Below are 26,412 nucleotides of genomic sequence, written 5' to 3' on the forward strand. Positions count from 1 at the left end.
GCTTTAATTGGCCAAATCCAGCGGGTCAGGCACAGGCACCTTGCGGCTAATGCGCGCCCCCAGCTTTTGAAACAGTAATTCGATGCCGTCATATCCCCGGTCTATATGATGAGCCTGCTCTACAACAGTCGTTCCCTGAGCAGCCAGTCCGGCGATTACTAGGGCAGCTCCTGCCCGCAGGTCAGTGGCCTCAACCGTTGCTCCATACAACCGCTGAACGCCGCGTATGAAGGCCCTGTTAAGATCAATAGAGATATCCGCTCCCATCCGGGCCATCTCCTCCACATGCTTGAAGCGCCCTTCAAAGACCGTCTCCTTAATTACACTGAACCCGTCCGCCAGGGACAATAGAACCATTACCTGGGACTGCAGGTCCGTAGGAAAGGACGGATACGGAGAGGTAACAATACGCTCAACCGCACGGGGACGTCCCATACAGCTGATATTAATTATATCATTGCACACTGTAATTTGAACACCGGCGCGCCTCAGGATGTGGATCAGGGAGGTCAAATGTCCTGCATTGGTGTGGGTCAGCGTTACATTGCCCCGCGTGGCGGCGGCGGCAATCATCACGGTTCCGGCAACAATCCGGTCGGGGATCACCTCATAGCTGCAGGCATGGAGCTTGCGGACACCCTGAATGGTGATCGTATCGGTCCCTGCCCCGATAATCTGTGCCCCCATCGCATTGAGGAAGTTCTGTAGGTCCTGGATTTCCGGTTCTCTCGCTGCCCCGGAGACGGTAGTCGTGCCCTCGGCCATGGCGGCGGCCATCATGATATTCTCCGTGGCGCCCACGCTGGGATAATCCAGATGGATATCACAGCCTCTCAAGCTAGCAGCCCGGCAGCAGATCCTGCCGCCCGTCTCCTCAATCTCTGCCCCGAGCAGCTTGAGGCTCTGCAGGTGGAGATCAATCTTGCGCTCCCCGATCGCACAGCCTCCCGGCTGATAGATCGTCACTTCCCCGAACTTGGCCAGAAGAGGCCCCATCAGGAATATGGAGGATCTCATCTGCCGCATCAGGTCCTCCGGCACATGAGAGGTCAAGAGAAAGGATGTATCGACGGTGACCGTCTCCTCTTCATGCACTGTCCTGCAGCCCAGCCGCTGCAGAATATGCAGCATCGTTTCGATGTCCAGCAGCTTCGGCACATTATGCAGTGAGTGAACTCCTTCGGCCAGCAGGCTCGCTGCCAGAATCGGCAGTGCCGCATTTTTTGCTCCATGGATACGTATGGTGCCTGACAGGGGGGTTCCACCCTCAATCACCAATTTGTCCAATGTATCACCTCCGAGATTACCGCTCACCCACCGTAAGCACTTCCTGGCCCCGCTGTCCTGCGAAATGGGTCAGAACGAATTCCGTCTCCGAATCTCAGACATCAAGAAGCGCTCTGGGTGATTGTCACGATTATAGGATCATCCTATGTTCGGAGCTCCGTGTGTGTGACAATGTAAGCCCGGATTCTAGCGTCCCCGGCCTGCAGCCAGCCTGTGCAGCTCACTGACTACCAGGGAAGCGGAATCTCTTTTGCCGAGGCGTCTTGAGGCCTCCGACATGCTGCGATGCAGCGTATCCGCTCCGATGATCTTCTGAACCGCTGTGAACAGCGCCTCTCCGCTCAGATCCTTCTCCAGAAGCACCACTGCCGCACCTTCACCTTCCAGCGCTCTGGCGTTGGCTTCCTGATGGTTGTTCGTTACATTAGGAGACGGAATGAGGACAGAGGGTATGCCAAGCGCGGTAATCTCTGCAAGAAAAGAGGCGCCTGCCCGGTTCACGATCAGGGAAGTGCAGGCCAGCACCTCAGGCATATTGTGAACATAAGGGAGGACATGCAGCCAATTCGGAATACCGCCGAGCTGCTCGCGTACCGCTTTGCGGGTATCCTCGAAGTAAGACTCTCCGGTGACATACACATAGTGAACACCATTCCCCTTACCCACAAATGGTGCCATTTCAATCATGGCACGGTTAATCGCCTTGGCCCCCCCGCTTCCTCCGACAACCAGCACCACCGTACTACCTTCAGGAACTCCTAGTGAAGCAAAGCCGCGCTGCGGGTTCGCTGTCATGACCGTAGTGGCCCGGGGATTGCCCGTATAGATTACATTCTTGGCCCCGGAAAAAGCCGCCTCTGTGCCTTCAAAGCTCACCGCGACCGTGCTGGCATACCGGCTGAGAAAACGGTTGGTCAGTCCCGGAATCGCATTCTGTTCATGGATCAGGGTCGGGATGCCGAGCCGCGAGGCTGCATACACTACAGGCCCGCAGACATACCCCCCGGTACCGACAACCACATCAGGCTTGAACTCGCGCAGCATGGCTTTGGAGGCTTTGACCCCCTTCAGGAACCGCATAACCGTCTTCACATTATCCATCGACAGCTTGCGGCGGAAGCCTGTAATATCAATGGACTGGAAAGGCAGATTCTCCTGGGGAACCAGCTTGCTCTCCAGACCTCGCTTGCCTCCGATATACAGGAAGACAGAATCCGTATCTTCGGATTCCAGTTGTCTGGCTACGGCTACGGCAGGATAAATATGTCCTCCCGTGCCGCCGCCGCTAAGTACAATACGCATGTCTTTCACCTCGCATAACGTGATAAATTAAGCAGAATGCCAAGAGCTGTGAGCATCAGGGTCAGCGATGAGCCGCCGTAGCTGATCAGCGGAAGCGTGATGCCGGTTACCGGAATCAGGCCGATCACCACACCGATGTTGATGACAACCTGAACCGCTACCATACATACAATGCCTACAGCAAGATAGCTTCCGAAGCGGTCCGGCAGGCTCATAGCGACCTTCATTCCGCGCCAGATCAGCAGCAGGAACAGCAGCAGTACGGCCAGCCCCCCGATAAACCCCAGCTCCTCGGCCAAAATTGAGAAAATAAAATCAGTCTGCGGCTCCGGGACGTAGCTGTATTTTTGCCGGCTCATCCCGAAGCCCAGTCCGCCCAGCCCGCCGGGACCCACCGCATAGAGTGACTGGATGATCTGATAACCGGCGCCCAGCGGATCGGACCAGGGGTCCAGAAAGGCGGTGATCCGCTGCAGCCGGTAAGGCGCCGCTGCAATGAGTCCGGCGAACCCGGCCAGCCCCAGCGCACCAAGGGAGAGCAGATGCTTCATCCGCGCCCCCGCTGTGAAGACCATCATCAGGGCCGCGCCGAACATGACAGTGCCTGTGCCGAGATCCGGCTGAAGCATAATCAGCGCGAACGCGGAGCCGATCAACGCAAGCGGCGGAAGCAGCCCGCGCATGAAGCTGGAAATGTCATACTCCTCGGTTCCGAGCCATTTGGCCAGGAAGAGGATCATCCCCATCTTCATGAATTCCGAGGGCTGAATGCCGAAGGAGCTGATGCCGATCCAGCTGCGTGCCCCGCCGCGCACCACTCCGATGCCGGGTATCAGCACCAGCACCAGCAGGGCGAAGCACACGATCAGGAGCGGCCGGGCGAACCTTTTCAGCACCAGATAATCGGTGTTCGCCGCAATGAACATCGCGATGAGGCCCAGGCCTGCGAACAGCATCTGTCTTTTGACAAAGTAAAACGAATCGCCATAATTGCGGAAGCCCAGAACGGACCCGGCACTGTATACCATTACCATACCGATAGCCAGTAAGGCCAGTATCGGAAGCAGCAGCCAGATATCGGGCGCATGACGGGATTTGTTCATCAGGAGCACACCTCTTGCATCCGTAGTAGGGGCTTATCCACCCCCCTACTTAAAGGTTATGCACCGCCTCTTTAAAAATACGCCCGCGCTCCTCATAGGAGGTAAACATATCCCAGCTGGCACAGGCAGGGGACAGGAGAACTACATCCCCAGCTTCCGCCAGGGCGGAAGCCTCCCGCACAGCCTGCTCCAGCACGGCAGCGGCACTCTCCCCATTATCGACGGAGATGACCGTCTTTACTCCTGCCAGCCGGGCTACAGCCGCCAGCTTGTCCCGGGTCTGTCCAAGCGTCACCAGGGCTTTGACATTCTCCCCGAGGACAGGCAGCAGCTCCATATAATCCGAGCCGCGGTCCAGGCCCCCGGCAATAAGAATGACCGGCTTAAGGAAGGAGGCCAGCGCCATGGAGGTAGCTTTGGAATTGGTAGCCTTGGAATTGTTATAATAGGCCGCACCTGCGTTATCTGTTACATACTCCAGCCTGTGCTCCACCCCGCGGAAGGAAGCCAGCACCGGACCCAGCACCGCCGGGTCCGCCCCTGCGGCAATGGCAATGCCGCAGGCAGCCAGCGCATTCCCCACATTGAAGCGGCCGGGAAGTCCGATAGAATCGACATCAGCTATTTCGGTCTCGCTCTCGGTGTAATCGCGGTAGATAATAACCCGCTTCAGCTCGTCTACCGTATCCGCCACATAGGACGGGCGGACGAAGATGCCCTGCACCAGCTCCTCATTCATGGAGAAGGGCAGAATTCCCGCCTTCAGATAGGGCACCAGCTCGCGGCAGACCGGATCATCCCAGTTCAGCACAGCGGTATCCTCCGGTCCCTGATTGGCGAACAGCTTGGACTTAGAGGCTACATAGTCCTCCATGCCTCCATGGTAGTCCAGGTGGGTCTCCGCGACATTCAGCAAGGCAGCAATCTTGGGCCGGAACGCTTCCGTGCCCTTCAGCTGGAAGCTGCTTAGCTCGACCACCATCCAGTTGTCCGCGTCAGCCTCCTGTGCGGCCTGAGAGAGCGGCGTTCCTATGTTCCCGGCCACAATAGGGCGCATCCCTGCCGCCTCCAGCATAAGGCCTACCCAGGTCGTTGTAGTGGTCTTGCCGTTGGAACCGGTAATGCCGATCATCGGGGCAGCGCAGAGATGGTAAGCTACCTCTACCTCGGTCACCACCTCAATCCCCAGCTCCAGCGCCTGCTGTACGGGAGCGACCGAATAGGGAATCCCCGGATTCTTCACAACCAGCTCCACACCCTCGTGGATCAAGTTCTCCGGATGCCCGCCACATATAACAGAAATTCCCAAAGATTCCAGTTCGGAAGCTTCGGGACTCTGATCTCTTTCCTTTTTATCATTGACCGTCACCACAGCGCCGTGTTCATGCAGCACCTTGGCCACCTGGACGCCGCTTTTGGCGAGCCCCAGGACGACCACCTTTTGACCACGGTACAGATCCGGATGTTTCATTCGTTACAACCCCTTGATGAGATATAGTCCAGCTGCCGCCAGCACAAGGCCCACCGCCCAGAAGGAGACGACTACGCGCCACTCCGACCAGCCGCCCAGCTCAAAGTGATGATGGATCGGGCTCATTCTGAATACCCGTTTGCCGCGTGTCTTAAACGAAGCGACCTGAATAATTACGGACAGCATTTCAACCACGAAGATTCCGCCGATCACCACAAAGAGCAGCTCGGTCTTGGTGACAATAGCAATCGCGCCAATCGCCCCGCCAATCCCGAAGGAGCCGAAATCGCCCATGAACACCTTGGCAGGATGGGCATTGAATACGAGAAACCCAAGCACTGCGCCAATCATCGCAGCCGCACAGACACCAGCGGCAATCGAGGTTGCCTGCATGGCTACCACCGCGAAGGCAGCCAGCGCAATCGCACTTACGCCTGACAGCAGACCATCCACACCGTCCGTGAAGTTAACGGCATTCGTGACTGCCATCATCATCAGCACAATGAACGGATAATAGAACCAGGGGCCCCAGTCGAAGCTGAAGGAGGTTCCCGGAACGCTGATATTGGTATTATGCCCGGCCGAGATCAGCAGAACGCTGAGCACGACGCCAACCAGCAGCTGGCCTATCAGCTTCTGGCGCGCCGTAAGGCCGAGGGAGCGCTTGAACACAATTTTGATATAATCATCCAGGAATCCAATGAGTCCATAGCCCAGCGTAGCAGCCAGCAGTACATAGAAATCCGAATTAATCACCGAGAATTTCAGAAAAGACAGCGTGAACGCGACCATGATGATTACGCCGCCCATGGTAGGGGTTCCCGCCTTTTTCAGATGGGTCTGGGGCCCGTCGTCACGAACCTGCTGTCCCAGCTTGAGCCGGCGCAGCAGCGGTATGATCAGCGGAGCGGCAATGACCGCAAGGATAAAGGACACAGCAATAGTCAGCAGAAGCAATTGATAATCCATGGGTACACCCCTCCTTTAGTTAGAATTCGCTTCAGAATGTTCTTTCAAGCGGTGGAGCACTTCCTCCAGCCGCATTCCTCTGGATGCTTTGAACAACACAACATCATTATTGCCGCACTTCGCATTCAAGGCATTGATCAAGTCTTCTTTATCTGTAAAAGCATAGATATGCCCGGCCTCGAACCGCTCCGAGGCCGCCGCCGCCAGCTGTACCGCCAGCGGGCCGAAGGTGAATACGTCATCCGTCAGCTCCGGGTCGAGATAGCTGCCGATCTGCCGGTGGAACTGAAGCTCCTCCGGCCCGAGTTCCAGCATGTCTCCCAGCACTGCGATTCTGCGGCCGCTGCATTTCATAGACTGCAGCACATCAATCGCCGCCCTCATGGAGGTCGGACTGGCATTGTAGGCGTCATTCAGCAGAACCAGCCCGCTGGCCGCCTGAATAACCTCAATCCGCATCCCAGTCAGCTTGAGGCCGCTTAGTCCTTCTGCCATATTCTCATCGGTCACCTTATAATGACGTGCCACTGCAAGCGCAGCGAGCGCATTAATTACATTATGCTGTCCCGGCAGCGGAAGGGTGAAGGCACGCTCCCCATGCTGCAGCGAGGTGAAGGTCATCCCCCCGCTGTGTGTCATGAGCCCGGTCGGATAATCATCATTGTCAGCCGACTGCCCGAAGCGGAAGGTCTTCAGCCCTTCAGGCGCGCGGAACCCTGGCTCTGCCAGAACCTCGGCAAGCAGCGGCTCATCCCCGTTATAGATCAGCAGCCCGCCCGGCTGAAGTCCGTCCACAATCTCAAGCTTCGCTCTGGCAATCTCCTTGCGGGAGCCAAGCTGCAGCAGATGGGATTCGCCAACATTGGTAATCACCGCTACGTCAGGAGAAGCGAGCAGAGACAGCAGAGCGATCTCTCCCCTTGAGCTCATGCCCATCTCCAGCACAGCGATCTCAACATCGCTGTCCATAGAGAGAATCGTAAGCGGCAGGCCGATATGATTGTTGAAGTTCCCTTGGGTCTTGTGCACCTTGTACTGCACTTCCAGCAGTGCCGTAATCATATCCTTGGTTGTCGTCTTGCCGTTGCTTCCCGTAACAGCAACTACACGGGGGGCAACTTCGGCCAAGTAGGCGGAGGACAGCTTCTGCAGTGCCGCTAAAGTGTCCTCTACCAGAATAACCGCGCCGCCTGCGGGTGCAGGCCCCTTATCCTTCTGCCAGAGGGTAGCGGCAGCTCCCGCCGCCAGGGAAGTGGCGGCATAGTGATGGCCGTCGAAGTTCTCTCCAACCAGCGGGACGAACAGGCAGTCCGGCGATATTTTCCGCGAATCGGTTACAACTCCCTGAATCTCTATATCCTTAGCTTCGGATGAGGACAGCTCTCCTCCGCACATTTCCGCGACATTATGCAATGTTCTAATAATCAATAGCTTCGGCCCCTTATCACTTCTTTGGCAACGATGCGGTCATCGAAATCATGAACGACTCCCTTGATCAGCTGATAGGTCTCATGACCTTTCCCCGCAATCAATACTACATCGCCGGGGCTTGCCATTTCAACAGCTTTTGTGATGGCTTCCCGTCGGTCCGGAATCATCTCGTAGCGCTCGCGCTCCACGCCATCCTCGCGCAGACCCGCCTCAATATCAGCCAGAATCTGCAGCGGGTCCTCCGTCCGGGGATTGTCGGAGGTGACCAGCACATGGTCGCTGTATTTGGCAGCTATTTTGCCCATGAGAGGCCGTTTGGTCGTATCGCGGTCCCCGCCGCAGCCGAAGACAGTGAGCACTTTGCCTGCTGCGAATTCACATACCGCCTTCAGTACATTCTCCAGACCATCCGGTGTATGCGCATAGTCAACGATTACTGCGAAATCCTGCCCGGCATCCACCGATTCGACACGGCCGTCCACACCGGCAACCGACTCCAGACTGGCCTTGATGCCTTCAAGCGGAACATCCTCCAGCAATGCAGCCGTAATGGCCGCAAGCGCATTATAGACGTTGAACTTGCCGACCATGCGAAGCGAAATATCCGTCTCACCCTTAAACGTCTCCACGTGGAAAAAAGTTCCTTTGGCGGTGATCGATATTTGCGAGGCCCGGACATTGGCAGCCTTGTCGATACCATATGTAATGACCTCGGCTGCGGTCTGGGCGGCAAAATAGGCGCTGGCTTCATCGTCTGCATTCAGAACAGCATATTTGCGTTCTTCCTTCCACGGCGAGATCACGTTGCCGAGCCGTGAGAAGAACAAGCCCTTCACTGCGCGGTACTCCTCCATCGTATGGTGGTAATCCAGGTGATCCTGGGTCAGATTCGTAAAGATCGCGGTGCGGTAGTCTGTCCCCTTTACCCGGCCCTGCTGGAGCGCATGAGAGGATACTTCCATCACACAGCACTGTACACCCTTAAGCGCCATATGATTCAGAGTGCGCTGAAGCTCCAGCGATTCCTGTGTCGTACCGGACATCGGATAGCTCTGACCGTCATACCGCATCTGGATCGTACCGATCAGGCCGGTCTTCACCCCATGATCCTGCATGATCCGTTCAATCAGATAGGTGGTGGTCGTCTTGCCGTTAGTACCGGTAATGCCGATCAGCTTCATCCGGCTGCTCGGTGAACCGAAGAAGGCATTCGACAGCACAGACATGGCATACCGGCAATCATCCACCACGATCTGCGGCAGGTCAATGTCCAGCTTCCGTTCGCAGACCAGGGCAGCCGCGCCCTTAGCGGCAGCCTGAGGTGCGTAATCATGTCCGTCCACTGTATGTCCGGGCAGACAGATGAACATATCGCCTTGACCCACCTTGCGAGAATCGACCTGCAAATCTGAAATTTCTATGTCTCCGTCCCCGTATAGACGGGCAGCAGCCAGACAAGAAGAGAGTTCTTTAATTAACATACCTATCCCTCACTCTGCATAAAATCCTTATATTTTGGTTATATTATCCACTTTTATTAAATAGCACTTGTAAGTTTTTTAGTATATAACAAAGCTTACGGTTCACTTGGCGTTCCCATGTAAATCCGGATGGTTGAGCCCTGCTGCACTCTTGCCCCCGCCTTCGGAGCCTGATTGATCACGGTGTTGCCGGTGCCGGAACGGACCAGCATGAAATTCATATTCAGATCCTCATAGATATCCTGAACAGTTGCCCCCGTAAGATCAGGGACCGTCACTATGGGGGTCTCTCCGTATTTATAGGTTCTCGGCAGCTGATCCTTACGCTCTGGAACCTTCAGATACAGAAGAGAATCCTCAAGAATATTCTGGACAATTGGAGCGGCTACTACACCCCCGAACTGAATTCCCTTCGGGTTATCGACCGCCGTATAGACCACGATCTGCGGATCATCCGCTGGCGCAAAGCCGATAAAGGAAACAATATGCTCCGTAGGAGAATACCGGCCGTTGATTACTTTCTGAGCTGTCCCCGTCTTGCCGCCCACACGGTAGCCGTCAATAAATGCCGGTCGGCCCGTGCCTTTGGCAACCACGCTCTCAAGGGCAGCCCGCACTTTCTTCGAGGTCTCCTCCGAGATCACCTGCCGCACTTCCTCCGGCTCAGTCTCGGAGACAATGTTCCCGGTATCCGGGTTAATCCAGGCCTTGGCCACATGCGGAGTATACAGCTTGCCGCCGTTGATGGCTGCCGATACCGCAGCAATCTGCTGGATCGGCGTGACGGATACCCCCTGGCCGAATGCAGTGGTCGCCAGTTCCACTGGACCCACCTGTGCCGGCTTGAACAGAATTCCGTTCGCCTCACCGTTCAGATCGATGCCCGTCTTGCTCCCGAAGCCGAAATCCCGGATGTACTTGAACAGCGTATCCTTACCCAGACGCTGTCCCAAGGCTACAAATCCCGGGTTGCAGGAGTTCTCGACCACTTCAAGGAAGGTCTGACTTCCATGCCCGCCCTTCTTCCAGCAGCGCAGCTTAGCTCCGCCGACCTCAATGTAGCCCGGATCGAAAAAATGCTCATGCTGGAGATCAACCTTCCCCTCCTGCAAAGCCGCAGCCAGCGTGATGATCTTGAAGGTGGAACCCGGCTCATACGTCATCCAGATCGGAAGATTCCGGTTATATACCTCGGCATCGTATTCCTGGTAAGCCCCCGGCTCATACCCCGGCCGGCTCGCCATCGCCAGAATCTCACCGTTACGGGGGTCCATGGCGATAGACCAGGCCCCCTGCGCCTGATATTTCACCATGGCCTGGTCCAGCTCGCGTTCCATAATGGATTGAATCTGCTTGTCGATGGTCAGCTGCAGGCTTAGTCCATCCTGCGGCTCAGTGTACTTCTCGGAGGACCCGGGCATCAGCCGGCCTCCCGCATCGGAGAGATAGGAGATATTGCCCGCGCTCCCCTGAAGCAGCTTATCATAGATGCTCTCTATCCCGGTAATCCCCTGATTATCGATACCAGTGAAACCCAGAATATGTGCGGCCAGATCCCCGAAGGGATAATACCGTTTGTTATCCTCAGCGACAACGATGCCCGGCAGCTGCAAATTACGGATGCTCGCGGCAAGCTCCATCGTAATTTTGCGGCCGCCGGGCTGCAGTTTCACTGAGGCTTTCTTTTGGGTCAGCAGCTGGGCCAGCTTCTCCTCGGTCATCCCGAGCAGCGGAGCCAGCTGCTTCGCGGTCTGTTCCTTCTCCTTCACCTGTACAGGAATGGCATAAATCGTCGGTGAGCTGATGTTATAAGCCAGCGCCACACCCTCCCTGTCCAATATCTCACCGCGTTTGGCGGTGAAGGGGATATTCCGCCGCCATAAATCCTCGGCTTTCTCGCTCAGCTTCTCACCCTGAGTTAACTGTACATAGGCAAGACGCACAGCCAGCGCGCCGAACAACACGGCCAGTCCCAGCAGCGTCCACAGCATTCTCCGCCGGCTAACGACTTTTGATACCTTCATAGTGTTCTCCCCGCTTTCACTCATAGACATGATCTCTTATCTTCATGACTATTCGGGACAAACAGAGGTTAGAACAAGCCTATATGGGTGTTACTTAGCAGCTTCTTCCTTATCGGCATCACTGGCTAAGGCAACAGGGATATTCTCGCCGTATTCATTGAGAGGACTAAGCGTCAGCGCAACCTGGGTTTTACCGTTATTCTTGGTCTGCGTCTGCTCCGTGACATAACCTTCTCCATTGACGGAGATCCCCACCTTCAGCAGGTTCAGAATCTCCAGAGCATCGCGCAGAGACTGCCCGCGCAGATCTGGAAGCGTCAGGTTCTCTCCCTGCTCGCTTAACAGATAGATCCGCTGCCCGGCGGTCAGTGCAGTGCCCTTCTCAGGGTACTGGCTGACTACATTCGCTCCTTGGCCTACAGCTTCAAAATCAAAGCCCTGATTAATGAGCTGCTGTCTTGCCGCCTTCACCGTCTTGCCGGTCAGATCCGGCGCTTTACGCTGGATGGCGGCCTCGACCTTCACCGTCTTCTTGTCGGCAGGGCCCGTGACATCTCCCGCTTTGGGTACGCCCATATAAGGAAGCGCCTGTGAGACGATATCCTTGAAGACCGGACCCGCAGCAGCACCGCCGCCGGCCGCATCGGCAGGCTCGTCAATAATGACGAAGACTGCGATCTTGGGGTCATTGGCCGGTGCATAACCGAGGAAGGAGGAGCGAACTTTGTCGCGGTCATACCCTCCTTTACCGTCTGGCTTAATCGCCGTACCTGTCTTGCCGGCCACCCGGTAACCCTCAATGTAGGCATGCCGGCCGGTTCCGTGCTGCTGATCTGCCACTACCTGCTCCAGATAGCTGCCTGTCTCCCTTGCACTTGCTTCGGAGAGCACCTGCCGTACAACCTCAGGCTGAGTAACCGTGGTCTTGCCGGTGTTCGGATCGGTAACCTCCTTCACCACATGCGGTACCAGTAGCTTGCCGCCGTTCGCAATCGCAGCGACGGCTGTGAGCTGTTGAATCGGGGTCACCAACAGCTTACCGTGTCCATAGGCAAGCGTTGCATTCTCTACCGCCCTGTTCGGATCAGGGTTGACAATACCCTTAACCTCTCCCGGGAGGTCAATGCCTGTCTTTTCCGTGAACCCGAAATCCGTGATATACTGCAGCAGCTTCTCCTTGCCCAGCATCTCGTAACCGAGCTTAACGAACGCAACGTTACTCGACCGCTTAACCCCTTCCAGGAAGCTGATCGTTCCGTAACCGGCTCTGTTCATATCAAAGATAGGCTTGCTGTATCCCTTAATCCGGACAGAACCGGACTGGAAGGTGGCATTCGGATTGAACAGCTTCTCTTGCACAGCACCTGCCAGAGGTACAATCTTGAACGTTGAACCCGGCTCGAATCTCGTCATGATAGCATGATTATAGAAGCCGGCCGCATCCTGATTCAGATCAAAGTATTCATTCGGGTTAAAAGTAGGCATATTCGCCAGACCCAGAATTTCCATCGTCTTCGGGTCGGCCGCAATCACACTGATCGACTTCGGCTTATACTCCGCATACGCCTTTTTCATAGCCTCTTCAATATAGAACTGAATCGTGCTGTCAATCGTCAGCTTGTAGTTGCTTCCATTCACCACAGGCTGGAATGTATCCTTCGAATCGGGCAGCTTGATGCCCTTGCCGTCACTCTGGTAGTTCAACTCGCCGTCCGTACCGGAGAGCTGTTTGTCCAGATACTTTTCCAGTCCCATGGCCGCTTTGCCATCCCTGTCGGTGTAACCCAGAATATGCGCAGCGAGCGAACCCTTCGGATAATAGCGCTTCTGCTCTCTGACGAGCCCGACACCGGTTTCCAGCGTATCATGCTCCTTCTTGAGCTTCTCAACGAAAGCCGTCACTTTATCGGCCATATCCTGGTCAATCTTCCAGCCTTCATTACGGATCTCGCGGTTTTTCAGGTATTTCCCGTCTTTATCCTTCGCCTCCACCAGCTTCTTCAGCTCATCCACCGGTTTGTTCAGCAGCTCATGCAAACCCTGAATTACCTCTTCACCGATTTTTTTCTCGGCAATGACCTCAGGGTTAACCACCACCGTGTAGGCAGGCACATCACTGGCCAGAACATTGCCGTTACGGTCTTCGATCACCCCGCGGACGGCCTTAATGGTTGAAGTATGGGCCCACTGCTTAGCGGCAGTCTCCTGCCACTCCTTGCCTTGCAGAACCTGAATCCAGAATACTCTGGCAACTAAAACAAGAAAAAAGAGGGTAATACACCCTCCTATAAACAGCGTGCGAAGTTTGATTCTCTTAACCATAAGGTACCTCACAACCTCTATTATTGCGATTGCCGTACATCGCTATTTTATACCGGCTTTGTCAGTAGCCTGGCTGCTAAGCGGAACATAGATAGTAGATTCCTCAGAAGGGACCCCAAAGCCCATTTCCTTCGCCCGCGGGACAATCGTCTGCTCCAGCGTCTGCTTCTCCATTTTGTACGTGGCAATTAGCTTTTTGTTGCTCGCGATTTTGCTGTCCAGCTGCTGGGCCTGCATATTCAAATCGTAAATATGGACGTAACGCCAGATCAGGGAGGCTGCTACCAGAATAAAGGCTCCCAGTGTCAGCATGTACAAAAGCTTCTCCTGCAGCGGCAGCACTCTGCGCTTGGTGACAACTTTCGTTTTCTCACGGTACAGCGGGTTTGCCTCTTGTTTTCTCTTAGGTTGAACTGCTAAATTTCCGCGGGTATAAGCCATCTCTGATTCTCCTTTATCGTCATCTACAATTTCTCTGCGATACGCAGCTTGGCTGAACGGGCACGCGAGTTAAGCTCCAGCTCTTCTTCCCCCGGCACAATAGGCTTGCGGTTGATCAGCTTCAGGGTGCCCTCAGCACCGCACACGCAGTACGGAAGGTCAGGCGGACAAGTGCAACGGCTCAGATAGCTGCTGAAAATCTGCTTGCAGATCCGGTCCTCCAGCGAGTGAAAGGTAATTACGGATACCCTTCCCTCAGGCGCCAGACAGCGTACAGCCGCATGCAGCCCTTCCTCAAAAGCACCCAGCTCATCATTGACGGCAATCCGCAGCCCCTGAAAACTCCGTTTGGCCGGATGTCCTCCGGTCCTTCTTGCAGCCGCAGGAATGCCTTCCTTGATCAGCTCGGCCAGTTCTCCGGTTGTCTCCACCGGGCGTTCTTCCCTGCGCTCTACAATTTTCCGGGCAATCCGCCGTGAGAATTTCTCTTCTCCATACTGGAAAAGCACCCTGGCAATCTCCTGCTCACTCCAGGTGTTGATAATATCTGCCGCACTCAGCTGTGCCGACTGGTCCATCCGCATATCCAGCGGGGCGTCGTGGTTGTAGCTGAAGCCTCGTTCCCCTTCATCAAACTGCGGAGATGATACCCCCAGATCAAAGAGAATCCCGTCTACTTGGGGAACTCCGTCCTTTTGCGGAACAAACGGCAGTCCCTTCAGCACCTGCTCCAGATCGCGGAAGTTGGTCTTGACGGTCACCACCTTGTCGCCGTATCCGGACAATCTCTCCTTCGCATTGTTCAGTGCCCAGTCATCCTGATCCAGACAAATCAGCCGTCCCCCGCCGCTCAGCTTGGATGCGATAAGGGCGCTGTGCCCGGCTCCCCCGAGCGTACAATCTACATATAGGCCATCCTTCTTGATGTGCAGCCCTTCTGTCGCTTCTTCTTTTAGTACCGTGATGTGGTGAAACAAGCTGCATCCCTCCAAGGCAGTAATTCGAAATGTTATGTTTTATAGATCAAAATTGAAATCCACCAATTTCTCGGCGATTTCGTTGAACGATTCCTCTGACTGTTCGAAGTACTGCTCCCATAGCTCCTTGTTCCAGATCTCCACCCGGTTCGAAACGCCCAGAATAACACAGTCCTTGTCCAGCTTGGCATATTGCCGCAGATTTCCCGGCAGATTCACCCTGCCTTGCTTGTCCCATACACACTCCGTCGCTCCCGAGAAAAAAAAGCGGCTGAAGGCACGGGCATCCGATTTCATCAGTGAAAGGCTTTTAAGCTTTTGCTCCATGATTCCCCATTCTTCCATGGGATAAACAAACAGGCATGAGTCCAGGCCGCGGGTCGCCACGAAGGAGGTTCCGAGCATATCACGGAACTTGGCAGGGATAATGATCCGGCCTTTATCGTCAATGCTGTGCTGGTATTCCCCCATAAACATGCTTGTACCCCACCCCTGAATCCCGATTCCCCACTTTGCCCCACTTTTCACCACCTAAGCATAATAGATTCGCCATTAAAAATCAAAAACCTTTTTCCGGAGCAAGGTAATTTTTTCTTATTTGTCAAGAGGCTATTCTTGCATCCCCTGCAGACACGCAAAAGCCCGGGCCAATGTGATTGGCTCCGGGCTCGTGCAGATCCATATCCTTAGTCGTTCAGATTCCAGCTGTCCAGATACTCGACTTGCGCCTGTGTCAGGCTGTCGATGGATATCCCCAGACTTTCCAGCTTGTAACGCGCTACCTGCTCATCCAGCTCATAGGGAACATTCTCCACTTTGACGCCAATACTCTTATAATTATCATTCACATATTTAAGGGACAAGGCCTGGAGTGCGAAGGTGGTATCCATAATCTCTGCCGGATGACCATCAGCCGCGCCGAGATTCACCAGACGTCCTTCAGCCAGGAGATAGAGCTTGCGTCCGTCCTTCAGCTGATACTCTTCGATGTTCTTGCGCACCGTCCGCTGGGACACCGAGCGCTCAGCCAGCTCCGGCTTATTGACCTCCACATCGAAATGTCCGGCATTGCAGAGAATCGCGCCATCCTTCATCACATCATAGTGCTCACCGCGGATCACATAGCGGTTACCTGTGACTGTAACGAAGAAATCACCTTGCTTCGCAGCTTCCAGCATCGGCATGACATGGAATCCGTCCATATGCGCCTCTACTGCCTTAATCGCATCCACTTCCGTAACGATCACGTTCGCCCCAAGCCCCTTGGCCCGCATCGCTACACCTTTACCGCACCAGCCGTAGCCGACCACAACCACCGTTTTGCCGGCCACAATCAGGTTGGTGGTGCGGACAATGCCGTCCCATGCCGACTGTCCTGTACCGTAGCGGTTATCGAACAAATATTTGCAATAAGCGTCATTTACCGCCACCATCGGGAATTTCAGCATGCCCTGCTTCTGCAGTGCCTTCAGCCGGATGATGCCTGTCGTCGTCTCCTCCGCTCCCCCGCGGACATTCTCCATCAGATCGGGGCGTTCGGAGTGCAGCAGTGTGGCGAAATCGCCGCCGTCATCGATAATGAGATCCGGCTTGCTCTCCAGTGCCCGGATGTTCAGTGCCTTGAACTCTTCTGGAGAAGGATTGTACTTGGCAAATACGGTAATGCCGTCCTCAACGAGTGCAGCACACACATCATCCTGGGTAGATAAAGGGTTGGAGCCTGTAATCGTTACCTCAGCACCACCAGCCTGTACTACCTTGGCCAGATAAGCGGTCTTGGCTTCCAGGTGAAGGGTGATCGATACCTTGAGCCCCTTGAACGGCTGCTCGGCTTCGAACTGCTCACGGATACGGTTCAGTACCGGCATATGCTGGCGAACCCAGTCGATTTTGAGATGCCCCTCGGGTGCAAGCGACATATCGGCAACAATACTGTTTTGCTTGGATAATGAACTCATGGTAGGACCCCCTAGAATAATTTGCTTACATATAAATAATACGGTGTGTTCCGCTGTAGTCAGCAGGCACAGCCATCAATTCCTCCAGCCATTCCAGCCCGTACCGGTTCAGATAATACATCATATTATAGACCCGCTCCTGAAGCTTACCCAGCGGCATAAGCGACAACTCGATCCGTTCCCACTGGCGAAGTGCAGCCTCATTCTGCTTCTCCATCGCATCCAGAGCTTTGCCCTGCAGGAAGGAGATCTGGTCGATAATCTTATCCTTGTTATTGCTCCCCAGCTTCAGCAGACCCGCCTGAATGCTGCCAAGCTGCTCGATCAGCGGCTCATACATCCCGCAGAATGCCGTCTTAATCTCTTCGAATTTGTCTTCGAGCTTCAGCTCATCCTGAGCGTGCAGCCAAGCCTTGCGTTTATCATCCAGACCCGTCTGCACATCCGTGAAGGATAAACCGTATTTATCCATATGCTTGCGAAGCGTTCCCTCAATAACTGTAAAAGACATGCGCGGAATAATCAGCGGCATCTGTCCGTCCATGATCTTGAACGCTTGATGCGGAATGGCCCAGTAAGCCATTTCCCCTTGTCCAAGCACCGTAGCAAGTACAGGAAGTACATAGTCCTGCATTAGCGGGCGCGTTAGCACATTGTTGCTGAACCGTTCGGGATGGATCTCCAGCAGCTCCAGCAGCTCGGAACGGGAGAACGATACAGTAGCTTTCCGGTCTGCGAACCGCCCCTCCACCTTATGGAGCAGAAGCCGTGCACCCTCATGAATATAGAAAAGATTCGCATTACCGGGCGTCACATCGGCCTGAAGCTCATATCCGCTGGCCGTAATCCGTTCAGCTGCGGCAAGATAAGCTGCCTCCAGCTCGTCATTCCGCTCAATCATGGAAGCGAACATGGGCGCTTCCAGCCTACGCAGGGCAGGATCGGCAGAATCCAGCAGAATCAGCCCGAACTTACCGAACAAAGATCCCATCAGCTTGGCGAACGCCTCCGTCATATTCCCGGCGCCCGTAGATGCAGCCGTAACCAGCTCCATCAGCAGCGGTTTGAATTCACTGTCCTGTAATAAGCCGTCCAGCTGCGCAACCGCCTGAAGCCAGCTCTCGGCATCCACCTTGATCTCGCTGACCGAGGACCGGGGTCCTTCGCCTTTATCCAGCTTAATGCGGGTAATTTCGCCTGTCCGGTTAAGCACATAGGTATGATTGACCTCATCCCAGTCATGATCCTCTCCTGCAATCCAGAACAACGGAACGACCGGCCGCCCAAGCTGGGCCGCTGCCTCCTGTGCTGCCTGAATGGTAGTAACGGCCTTATAGACCACGAATAGAGGGCCTGTGAACAAGCCGCTCTGCTGGCCGCCTGTCACAACAAGAGTCTCTGGCTGTTCCAGCAATTCAAGCGAACGTAGAACTGCCTCATGGGTATTGTGCTTCTTGTTATAGCTGCGCAAGTATGAGACAACCTCTGCGCGGTCTGCCCGCAGGCTTCCTGTACGATCTAGCCATGCTGCACGTTCAGCCCGGCTCTCCTGACTGCGGAAATCCCCGCTATACAAATGTCCTACTGCTTCGTATTGATGTATATAGTCACTGGCGAGCGCTGATCCGCCCGGCAGTGGTTCCTGTACAACATTCATGGATAGTGGCCTCCTTGTTCTGCAATAACCTGCTGCTATATGTAATCCATAAATCGGTAAACCCTTTATGATTGTATCCAAAGTTAGGGGCGGCGTCAAAGTAATATACAGCATCCTTATGAAGGATATCCGTAAATTGAAAGAATAGGCGAGAGCTGAATGCTCCCGCCTACGTTCCACCTGCCATTTTAAGTTTAGGCAAACTGTTTGGCAACGAAATGTCCCTTGGACACCTCAATCATCTCAAAGTCGCTGTCATTTGTTTTTTCGCCGGCAGCATAAATCGGACTGCCCAGCTCATCATGCAGATGAATGCGTTTTTTGTTCGCTTCCACCTCTGGGTCCGGAACCGGAATCGCAGAGAGCAGGGATTTGGTATAAGGATGTAGCGGATTAGCGTACAATTCTTCGCTTTCCGCCAGCTCAACCATTTTGCCCAGGTACATAACGGCGACGCGGTCACTGATATGCTTCACCATGGACAAGTCATGCGCGATGAAGAGATAAGTAAGTCCAAGACGGTCCTGCAGCTCCTTGAGGAGGTTAACGACCTGTGCCTGGATGGATACGTCGAGTGCCGAGATCGGCTCATCACAGACGATGAACTTAGGGTTCACGGCAAGCGAGCGGGCAATCCCGATACGCTGGCGTTGTCCGCCGGAGAACTCATGCGGATAACGGGTGGCGTGATCATGGTTAAGACCAACCATATCCAGCAGCTCTTCAATCCGCTTCTTGCGTTCCTGCCGGCTTCCGGCCAGACCATGAATGTCCAGCGCTTCACCGATAATGTCAGACACCGTGAACCGCGGGTTAAGCGAGGCATACGGGTCCTGGAAGATCATTTGCATATCACGGCGCATCGTCTTCATCTTGCTGCCGGACAATTTGTAAATATCTGTACCATTGTATTTCACGCTGCCTGCAGTCGGCTCATACAAGCGGAGAACTGTACGGCCTGCAGTAGTCTTGCCGCAGCCGGACTCCCCTACCATTCCCAGGGTTTCGCCTTCGCGGATTGAGAAGCTAATATTATCAACTGCCTTAAGAACTCTTCCTTTGCCCACATTGAAATATTTCTTAAGACCTTCTACTTCAATCAGATTCTTGCTCAGATTCTTACTCAAACGAACTGCACCTCCTTGGCCATCGAATGCAGATTCCAGCAGTGCGCTATAAGCGTATCACTGAACTCTGTGATGCCGGGATCAATCCATTCCTTCACAGGGGGCACTGCTTCGCTGCAGCACGCTGTGAACGGACAACCGACCGGCGGCTTAATCAGATCCGGGGAAGCTAAAGTGATTGGTATCACCGGCTCGCCCTTCTTCGGGTAAGCTGCGGCACCAGCCGCACAAGACCCTTGGTGTACTACGATTACCCGGTCACATCTCACGGCAATTACGCCAAGAATGTGTTGTCAGGATGATGGAGGTCCCAAGCGAATGTAGCACATCGCCAGAGATTTCTTGGGGATATTGGTTAAAGCGAGCCTCCGCATTCACAATGCCCACTAGCTTCAGCATTTCAATAGCTTGATTATTCGCTTCGGCCGCTGATATATTCTGATGTTAATCAAAACTTCGGTTATCTGTTTGCCCACTTGGATCATTGGGTTCAAAGAAGTCATCGGGTCTTGAAATATCATGCCAATATCTTTGCCGCATGGGTTCCATCATTGTTTAATTCCTATTTCTTCAGCTTAGGATCAAGCGCATCACGCAGACCGTCACCAAAAATATTAAAGGAAAGCATCGTTAAACTGATAAGAATCGCCGGGAACAGGAAGCGCCACGGGTAATAAAGCCAGCCGGTCAGAGAGTCATTGATCATCGAACCGAGTGAAGCTACCGGAGCCTGTACACCAAGACCGAGGAAGCTCAGGAACGCTTCGGCAAAGATGGCATTCGGTACGGACAGCGTAATCGTTACAATAATCGGCCCTACAGCATTCGGCAAAAGATGCTTGAACAGCAGCCGCTTGGACCCTGCACCCATCGAACGCGAAGCCAATACGAACTCACGGTTCTTAAGCTGCATAATCTCGCCGCGCACAATCCAGGACATCGTAATCCAGCCCGTTATCGTCAGCGCTAGGATAATGGTACCAAGGCTTGGTTCAAGTACAACCAGCAGCAGGATAACTACCAGCAGGTATGGAATGGAGTACAAAATTTCAGAGATCTTATTCATGATATTGTCTACACGGCCACCGAAGTAACCCATGATTCCGCCGTAGATAACCCCGATAAAGAGGTCAATTGCAGCAGCGGCAAGGCCGACAATCAGTGAGATTCGTGCGCCGTACCAGGTGCGGACAAAGATATCGCGTCCCAGATCATCTGTACCAAACCAGTGCTCGGATGACGGGGGCTTATTCGTGTTGAGCAAATCATTAGAATAGTAATTGAACTTTGAGAACAACGGACCAATAATCGCAGCCAGTACGATCAGGCCAAGAACCCCTAGAGCCGTCATTGCCATTTTGTTCTGGCGCAGGCGTTCCCAGGAATCCCGCCAAGCGGACAGACTTTCGCGCTGAATGACTTCAGCCTGCCGTTCATCAATTCCAATCTTACGGAAATCTTCCGGTTTCAGGTTCGCATCCTGCGATACCAAGTTTTTGTCAGAAGCCACTCGTTAGCCCTCCTTTCCGCCAGATAGTTTTATACGCGGATCTATAAACACATAAGCAATGTCAGTGATGAACCGCGCTACCATAAGCAGTACACCATAGAAGATCGTAATCCCCATAATAACAGTATAATCGCGGACACCTATCGCTTCGACGAATTGCTTGCCGATACCGCCGACACCGAAGATCTGCTCAATAACGACAGAACCGGTCACGATGTTAGCTGTCATAGGTCCCATATAGGTTACCACCGGCAGAATTCCGTTACGCAACACGTGCCGGCTCAAGATGGCAGCCCAGCTTAGGCCCTTGGCCTTAGCAGTCTTGATATAATCGGCATGCAGGACCTCCAGCATACTGGAGCGCGTCAGCCTCGCTATGAAGGCTATGGGCTGTGCCGATAGCGCAGCTACAGGTAAAACATAATACATCGGCCCTTTGAACCCGGAGACCGGGAACATATGGAACTTGTAAGCAAACACATATTGCAGCAGCGAGGCGACTACAAAGCTCGGAACCGCAATCCCCAGCACCGCCAGCACCATTGCTGCACTGTCAATAAACTTGCGGTGATAGAGTGCCGCCATCATGCCGAGGAAAACTCCGACAATAACCGACACAAGAATTGCGATAAGCCCCAGCTTCAGAGACGCCGAGAACGTCTGGCCGATCAAGTGTGTTACATCCTGATTCAGACGCTTCATGGATACACCCAGATCACCCTGGGCAATTTCACCCAAATACTTGAAATACTGATGATAGAGCGGCTTGTCCAGTCCATATTGCTCGTATAAACGCGCTTTAATTTCTGGCGGAACCTTCTTTTCAGCCGTGAATGGGTCCCCCGGAATAGCTTTCATCAGAAAAAAGGTCGCTGAAATCAGCACAAATAGTGAGACAAGCATATAGAAAAACTTATTAGCAACATAACGAACCATCCCCATCAACACCTCCTTTAACTTTTTTGAGACACATAATTAGATTTTATGAAAAAAATGGCCATTTGTCTAATTTCTTATTTTGTAAGTTCGTGAAAACTTTAACAAAAAGCCCGAAATGCAAAAAAAAGGGATATATATGGAATTCCACATATATATCCCGAAGTGTAACTCCCCTCCAGATAACCACTATTTAGTTAAGCGAAGCTGAAGAGTAATACAATTTAATGTTCAAGCAAATATCCACGAGTTAAGTCAATAGCACCACTATAATCAAGCGTTACACCCTTCAGATACTCTTTAGTGAGGGAGTTGTTAGTGTAGTAGTAGAATGGAATAACAATCATATCATCCTGAATGATCATTTTTTCCATTTGTGCAAACAGCTCTTGACGTTTAGCCAGATCGGAGCTTGCTTTTGCTTCTTTAACCAGTTTGTCATATTCAGGGTTGGCATAACCTGTATCATTGTTACCGCCGCCTGTTACGAACATGTCCAGGAAGGTCATCGGATCATTGTAATCCGCAGTCCAGCCTGCACGGGCAACCTGGAAGTTCTGATTCTGGCGGTTATCGATGAATACTGCCCATTCCTGATTCACAGTGTTAACAGTGATACCCAGAGCTTGTTTCCACATATCAGCTACAGCCAGAGCAACCTTCTTATGGCCTTCACTGGTGTTGTAAGTCAATTCAACTGGTGGAAGTGTAGTCAGGCCTTCTTCAGCCAGACCTTCAGCCAGCAATTTTTTAGCTTCTTCTGTATCTTCCTTGAAGTAGTCGTCCTTAACTGCATTACGGAATTCACCGTCAGCACCGGCGATACCTGGAGGTACGAAGCCAAATGCAGGCAATTGTCCGCCTAGTGTTACATTGTCGATCAGCGATTGGCGGTTAACTGTCATGGCTAATGCTTTACGGATTTTGACATTACTGAATGGTTTCTCTGTAATGTTGAATTCATAATAGTATACTGCAGCAATACCTTTTCTCTGGAATTCGTTAGGAAGCTCTTTTGCAACAATAGGAAGCTGTTCTTGCGGAATTTCACCGTGTGGTCCACCAGAGCGGTCAAGTTCGCCGTTCTTGTAGCTCAGCAGCTCAGTTGCGCCGCTGTTCACCAGGGAGAAGTCAATCTTGGACAGCTTGATGTTAGCAGCATCCCAATACTTATCGTTCTTGCTAACTTGTAGAGTTTGGCCTGTAGTCCACTGAGTCAATGTGAACGCACCATTAGTGATCATAGTGTCTTTGTTTGTAGCCCATTTTGCATTACCCTCAACGGATTTGTGTACAGGGTAATAAGTATAAAAGGACAGAAGACCAAGGAAGTAAGGAGTTGGCGCTGCCAGTGTAACTTCAAGAGTCTTGGCATCGACAGCTTTCACGCCCACTTGGCTGAAATCTGTAATTTTCTTAGTGTAGTAACCTTCAGCATTCTTAATGTAATACAACTGATAGGCATAAGGTGCTGTAGGATCTGTATTCGGATCGAGCACAATCTTCCATGCGCGAACGAAGTCAGCAGCTTCTACAGGGTCACCGTTGCTCCACTGTGCATCACGCAGGTGGAATGTATATACCAGACCGTCAGCGGAAACATCCCACTTCTCGGCAATACCTGGCTCAGCTTGGCCAGTTTCATCATTCATGCGGGTCAAGCCTTCGTACATTGTCTTCAGGACGGTGTTGGCTTGGCTGTCCTGAGCTTGCGCTGGGTTAAAAGTAGGTGGTTCGGACATCAGGTTAATTCTGAGTGTCTGGTCAGCAGCCAGCTTCTCGTCACCTGTTGTTCCTGTGTTCGTGCTGCCCTCTGGTGCAGTCGTCGCCGCAGCATTGGTGCCGCTGTTGTTCTTGTTCCCGCCGCAGCCTGCAAGCACTGTGCCGATCACCAGAACTATTGCGATCATGAGCAATAGACTTTTACTCTTCTTCATCTAGCAGTTCCCCCTAAATAGAATGTGGTATATGGTTTATGATTATACAACCAGTGGTCAAAAAAATCTAGAGCAATATTTTCTGAAAACGACTTTTTTTTAATTCTTTAAAATTTTGTGACGTTGACGCTTCACCGGAGCAGTGGAACGTTACATCGCTTGTGATATGTATTGAATGAGGCCTACAACCATAAATAATACGTAACCTACGCCCAGGAAAAAGAAAGAAAGCCGCCATACAGCACGAAGTAACCGTTTTCCGTCCACCCCTCCTTTGAGGCGGTTTTGCGCGCCGCCAATCAGTCCGGCGGATATTAATACAATAAGTAGTATAAGAAAGAATCCAAAGGTTGAGTCAAAAATAATATTGAACAGTCCCGAAACTGACAGCAATAAAAATAAAGTTGTTACATCCATCGCCAGCATCATCGTTTTCCTCTTATCATGCCTGAGCCCGATTCCTGCGAAATACACAATCAAAAAAGGAACAATCGGAATAACGCTTAACACGCCGAACGAATTCCGGAGAAATTCCAAACAGCTTCACCCCTCCCTCACAGTCATGCCTTCTACCAGTCCGCATATCCAGCGGTGGAGCGGAGCCTGAACGCCCTGCTGCAGCCCCATATCTACAATGCTTCCGTTAATCCAGCGGATTTCAGTCTCCCTTGCAGCAAGTACATCAGCCAGCATCGATGATGTATTGCCCGAGGTTGCGCGGCACACTTCAAGAATGGCCTCCCAGGCACCATGCTCAAGGGAAATCCCGCAGGCCTCTAATATCCCGGCTGCCTCTGTATACAGTTCCTTCATAAGCTGTACACGTGCAGTGGAGGCCAGTAATTCGCCGTTCCGGACCCGCCAAATGGCGGTTAGAGGATTAATGACAGCATTGATCAGAAGCTTCCGGTAAATGATGGTATCCACTTCTTTCGACAGAGAAGCGTGAAATCCTGCTGAGGCAAGAGCTTCTATGAAACTAATTATAGCCTCAGGCTCAGATGCCTGCAGATCAGTTTCATGAATATTAATAGTAGAGCTGCTCTTCCCTATACATATTTCCCCTTTACCAGCATGAATAACCTCTGTTAATGTTTTCCTCTTGGCCGCCTCTGTTGTTACAGCCGCCCAGATGGATGACCCCGGCAACAGCCCCCTGAGCAGCTCCAGATGTCCGCAGCCGTTCTGGAATCCTACGATGACAAGCTTCCTGGCGCTTAGCGGCCGGAGAATCTCTGGCAAAGACTCATGAAGCACCTTCTGCTTAACCGTTAAAAGCGTAACCTCCCCGGGCTTGTCCAGCTGACACTGTGTATATTCTTGTACCGGCGCAGCGGAGAAACTCCCTCCTGGAAGCCGTGTTGCCTCCCTGCCATCTTCATAGCTGACAGTCAGCCCCTCTGCGGTTAGCGCCCTGCTCTGCTCCTTCCCCCTGCACCATATCCGCACTTCAGCCCCGCCGGCAATCAGCCGTCCTGCAAGCAGCAGGCCCAGTGACCCCGCGCCTATCACATCTACTCTCATGCTAAACCCTGCCCCCTGCTATGCCTTGCTCCAATAATTTTCCTAATTATATCCTTCTTGTCTCTGCAAAAGCAAAACAAAAACCCTGCTAATCCGTTGCTGTAACGCACGCGGACGCAGGGCTTGCTGCCTAAATCTTCTATTCAATCCGTTCCAGGTTTCCGTTCGCATCCATTTTGAAGCGGGTTTTCTCTTCATCCTCTTCATTAAGAAAAGCCAGCCTGCGGGCACGGTCCATAATCTGGATCAGCGCCTTGTAATCATCATTAACCACACGGTAATCGCTCTGGGCAAGATTCACTTCTCTGGATAGACGTTCATTCTCTACTCTCAGTTCTGAAAGTTCCTCTTCCTTCTCCCGCAGATCACGCTCTAGCATCTTAAGCTGTCTTCCGGCCTCCTGGAACGTTCCTTTCCATTGCCGCAAAAAGCGGATGACGGCATCGATAGACAAGCTGTTCTCGCTTAATCCTTCGCTGCGGCTGTAGTCTTCCTCAATGTCACCGAGAATCAGTCCGGCGACCTGTGCCCCGCGCGAGGCAGGCTGTTTTTTCAGATAGCTCCGTTTCTGGCGCTGTCCTTTGGCAATCCCAATGGCATCCTCATAGCTTTTGCGCACACAGCTGTTCCAGCGGAAACCGCAGGCCGCCGAAGTTCTGCCGATTTTTTCACCCACCTCTTCAAAAGCAGCAAGCTGTGTGCTGCCCTCGCGGATATGACGCAGCGTTATTTCTGCCAATATCAGATCATCTTCTGCACTCCAAGCATCCTGTCTAACGGCTGTCATAAAGCCTAACCCTCCTAACAACATCATGAAATAACCATCTTCAGAACCGGCAGCTCCGCCGGGTAGTGAATAGGGATAAAAGCTGCTTACTACATTTCTATGCCTCTATTAGAGTTCATAGAATCTATTTGATACTAATTTGTATTGCCAATTTGTCTGCACCTCATA

Annotated in this window: 21 protein-coding genes and 1 pseudogene; all 22 read right to left on the reverse strand. The window is 52.9% G+C overall.

All coding sequences use genetic code 11. The features are described 5' to 3' along the window. Positions 1 to 3: 3 nt before the first annotated feature. Positions 4 to 1,287, reverse strand: coding sequence for a UDP-N-acetylglucosamine 1-carboxyvinyltransferase (murA, locus tag MKZ07_RS14870; protein ID WP_036690200.1), 1,284 nt, complete (start codon positions 1,285 to 1,287; stop codon positions 4 to 6). A gap of 186 nt (positions 1,288 to 1,473) precedes the next feature. Further along, on the reverse strand, positions 1,474 to 2,589 hold the full coding sequence (gene murG / locus MKZ07_RS14875; RefSeq protein ID WP_036690202.1) for an undecaprenyldiphospho-muramoylpentapeptide beta-N-acetylglucosaminyltransferase: 1,116 nt from the start codon (positions 2,587 to 2,589) through the stop codon (positions 1,474 to 1,476). A gap of 5 nt (positions 2,590 to 2,594) precedes the next feature. Continuing rightward, entirely contained in the window at positions 2,595 to 3,692 is a 1,098-nt protein-coding gene (gene spoVE / locus MKZ07_RS14880) for a stage V sporulation protein E (protein WP_341026363.1), read from the reverse strand. Positions 3,693 to 3,741: 49 nt separating this feature from the next. Continuing rightward, positions 3,742 to 5,163 (reverse strand): UDP-N-acetylmuramoyl-L-alanine--D-glutamate ligase, encoded by a 1,422-nt coding sequence (murD, locus tag MKZ07_RS14885; RefSeq protein ID WP_076154235.1) that lies wholly within the window; start codon positions 5,161 to 5,163, stop codon positions 3,742 to 3,744. Between the two features lie 3 nt (positions 5,164 to 5,166). After that, the gene (gene mraY, locus MKZ07_RS14890) at positions 5,167 to 6,132 is read right to left on the reverse strand and encodes a phospho-N-acetylmuramoyl-pentapeptide-transferase (protein ID WP_036690209.1); all 966 of its coding nucleotides are present in this window, start codon (positions 6,130 to 6,132) and stop codon (positions 5,167 to 5,169) included. A 15-nt stretch (positions 6,133 to 6,147) separates the two neighbouring features. Then, on the reverse strand, positions 6,148 to 7,557 hold the full coding sequence (locus MKZ07_RS14895; RefSeq protein WP_305954368.1) for a UDP-N-acetylmuramoyl-tripeptide--D-alanyl-D-alanine ligase: 1,410 nt from the start codon (positions 7,555 to 7,557) through the stop codon (positions 6,148 to 6,150). Continuing rightward, positions 7,557 to 9,044 carry a UDP-N-acetylmuramoyl-L-alanyl-D-glutamate--2,6-diaminopimelate ligase gene (locus MKZ07_RS14900; protein WP_036690213.1) on the reverse strand — a complete coding sequence of 496 codons (1,488 nt, stop codon included), beginning with the start codon at positions 9,042 to 9,044 and terminating at the stop codon, positions 7,557 to 7,559. Before MKZ07_RS14900 ends, MKZ07_RS14895 begins: the two co-directional genes overlap by 1 nt. Before the next feature lie 95 nt (positions 9,045 to 9,139). Beyond that, the gene (locus MKZ07_RS14905; RefSeq protein WP_341026364.1) at positions 9,140 to 11,068 is read right to left on the reverse strand and encodes a stage V sporulation protein D; all 1,929 of its coding nucleotides are present in this window, start codon (positions 11,066 to 11,068) and stop codon (positions 9,140 to 9,142) included. Between the two features lie 90 nt (positions 11,069 to 11,158). After that, positions 11,159 to 13,390, reverse strand: a complete 2,232-nt coding sequence (locus MKZ07_RS14910) for a PASTA domain-containing penicillin-binding protein (protein ID WP_036690215.1) — start codon at positions 13,388 to 13,390, stop codon at positions 11,159 to 11,161. A gap of 42 nt (positions 13,391 to 13,432) precedes the next feature. Then, on the reverse strand, positions 13,433 to 13,831 hold the full coding sequence (locus tag MKZ07_RS14915) for a hypothetical protein (protein ID WP_036690217.1): 399 nt from the start codon (positions 13,829 to 13,831) through the stop codon (positions 13,433 to 13,435). A 23-nt stretch (positions 13,832 to 13,854) separates the two neighbouring features. After that, a complete protein-coding gene (gene rsmH / locus MKZ07_RS14920) occupies positions 13,855 to 14,808 on the reverse strand; it encodes a 16S rRNA (cytosine(1402)-N(4))-methyltransferase RsmH (RefSeq protein WP_036690219.1) in 954 nt (317 codons plus the stop codon). A gap of 39 nt (positions 14,809 to 14,847) precedes the next feature. Continuing rightward, entirely contained in the window at positions 14,848 to 15,285 is a 438-nt protein-coding gene (gene mraZ, locus MKZ07_RS14925; protein WP_036690220.1) for a division/cell wall cluster transcriptional repressor MraZ, read from the reverse strand. A 209-nt stretch (positions 15,286 to 15,494) separates the two neighbouring features. After that, entirely contained in the window at positions 15,495 to 16,766 is a 1,272-nt protein-coding gene (locus MKZ07_RS14930) for an adenosylhomocysteinase (RefSeq protein WP_036690222.1), read from the reverse strand. A 25-nt stretch (positions 16,767 to 16,791) separates the two neighbouring features. Further along, positions 16,792 to 18,423 carry a bacillithiol biosynthesis cysteine-adding enzyme BshC gene (gene bshC, locus MKZ07_RS14935; RefSeq protein WP_341026367.1) on the reverse strand — a complete coding sequence of 544 codons (1,632 nt, stop codon included), beginning with the start codon at positions 18,421 to 18,423 and terminating at the stop codon, positions 16,792 to 16,794. A 194-nt stretch (positions 18,424 to 18,617) separates the two neighbouring features. Next, positions 18,618 to 19,538, reverse strand: coding sequence for an ABC transporter ATP-binding protein (locus MKZ07_RS14940; RefSeq protein WP_036690346.1), 921 nt, complete (start codon positions 19,536 to 19,538; stop codon positions 18,618 to 18,620). Positions 19,539 to 19,546: 8 nt separating this feature from the next. Beyond that, positions 19,547 to 20,086: pseudogene (locus MKZ07_RS33615) on the reverse strand (peptide ABC transporter ATP-binding protein); the annotation flags it as partial. Positions 20,087 to 20,112: 26 nt separating this feature from the next. Beyond that, positions 20,113 to 21,060, reverse strand: a complete 948-nt coding sequence (locus tag MKZ07_RS14950) for an ABC transporter permease (protein WP_036690225.1) — start codon at positions 21,058 to 21,060, stop codon at positions 20,113 to 20,115. Between the two features lie 3 nt (positions 21,061 to 21,063). After that, positions 21,064 to 21,996 (reverse strand): ABC transporter permease, encoded by a 933-nt coding sequence (locus MKZ07_RS14955; protein WP_036690348.1) that lies wholly within the window; start codon positions 21,994 to 21,996, stop codon positions 21,064 to 21,066. 224 nt (positions 21,997 to 22,220) lie between these two features. After that, a complete protein-coding gene (locus tag MKZ07_RS14960) occupies positions 22,221 to 23,933 on the reverse strand; it encodes a peptide ABC transporter substrate-binding protein (protein ID WP_036690226.1) in 1,713 nt (570 codons plus the stop codon). A 150-nt stretch (positions 23,934 to 24,083) separates the two neighbouring features. After that, positions 24,084 to 24,443 carry a DUF3397 domain-containing protein gene (locus MKZ07_RS14965; protein WP_305954367.1) on the reverse strand — a complete coding sequence of 120 codons (360 nt, stop codon included), beginning with the start codon at positions 24,441 to 24,443 and terminating at the stop codon, positions 24,084 to 24,086. A gap of 33 nt (positions 24,444 to 24,476) precedes the next feature. Beyond that, positions 24,477 to 25,457: a ketopantoate reductase family protein gene (locus tag MKZ07_RS14970; protein WP_036690230.1), complete on the reverse strand. Its 981-nt coding sequence runs from the start codon at positions 25,455 to 25,457 to the stop codon at positions 24,477 to 24,479. A gap of 139 nt (positions 25,458 to 25,596) precedes the next feature. Continuing rightward, positions 25,597 to 26,244, reverse strand: a complete 648-nt coding sequence (locus MKZ07_RS14975; protein ID WP_036690232.1) for an RsfA family transcriptional regulator — start codon at positions 26,242 to 26,244, stop codon at positions 25,597 to 25,599. Positions 26,245 to 26,412: the final 168 nt, after the last annotated feature.

Source organism: Paenibacillus sp. FSL P4-0338, assembly GCF_038002365.1.
In the GTDB taxonomy this organism is placed as follows: domain Bacteria; phylum Bacillota; class Bacilli; order Paenibacillales; family Paenibacillaceae; genus Paenibacillus_AQ.

Excerpts from the sequence above, each read along its gene's own strand:
- MKZ07_RS14970 (WP_036690230.1), bottom strand. The coding sequence starts at position 25,457 with ATGAGAGTAGATGTGATAGGCGCGGGGTCACTGGGCCTGCTGCTTGCA.
- spoVE (WP_341026363.1), bottom strand. The coding sequence starts at position 3,692 with ATGAACAAATCCCGTCATGCGCCCGATATCTGGCTGCTGCTTCCGATA.
- MKZ07_RS14960 (WP_036690226.1), bottom strand. The coding sequence starts at position 23,933 with ATGAAGAAGAGTAAAAGTCTATTGCTCATGATCGCAATAGTTCTGGTG.
- MKZ07_RS14930 (WP_036690222.1), bottom strand. The coding sequence starts at position 16,766 with ATGAGTTCATTATCCAAGCAAAACAGTATTGTTGCCGATATGTCGCTT.
- murG (WP_036690202.1), bottom strand. The coding sequence starts at position 2,589 with ATGCGTATTGTACTTAGCGGCGGCGGCACGGGAGGACATATTTATCCT.
- murD (WP_076154235.1), bottom strand. The coding sequence starts at position 5,163 with ATGAAACATCCGGATCTGTACCGTGGTCAAAAGGTGGTCGTCCTGGGG.
- MKZ07_RS14915 (WP_036690217.1), bottom strand. The coding sequence starts at position 13,831 with ATGGCTTATACCCGCGGAAATTTAGCAGTTCAACCTAAGAGAAAACAA.
- MKZ07_RS14955 (WP_036690348.1), bottom strand. The coding sequence starts at position 21,996 with ATGGTTCGTTATGTTGCTAATAAGTTTTTCTATATGCTTGTCTCACTA.
- bshC (WP_341026367.1), bottom strand. The coding sequence starts at position 18,423 with ATGAATGTTGTACAGGAACCACTGCCGGGCGGATCAGCGCTCGCCAGT.
- MKZ07_RS14910 (WP_036690215.1), bottom strand. The coding sequence starts at position 13,390 with ATGGTTAAGAGAATCAAACTTCGCACGCTGTTTATAGGAGGGTGTATT.
- MKZ07_RS14975 (WP_036690232.1), bottom strand. The coding sequence starts at position 26,244 with ATGACAGCCGTTAGACAGGATGCTTGGAGTGCAGAAGATGATCTGATA.
- mraZ (WP_036690220.1), bottom strand. The coding sequence starts at position 15,285 with ATGTTTATGGGGGAATACCAGCACAGCATTGACGATAAAGGCCGGATC.
- MKZ07_RS14900 (WP_036690213.1), bottom strand. The coding sequence starts at position 9,044 with ATGTTAATTAAAGAACTCTCTTCTTGTCTGGCTGCTGCCCGTCTATAC.
- mraY (WP_036690209.1), bottom strand. The coding sequence starts at position 6,132 with ATGGATTATCAATTGCTTCTGCTGACTATTGCTGTGTCCTTTATCCTT.
- MKZ07_RS14905 (WP_341026364.1), bottom strand. The coding sequence starts at position 11,068 with ATGAAGGTATCAAAAGTCGTTAGCCGGCGGAGAATGCTGTGGACGCTG.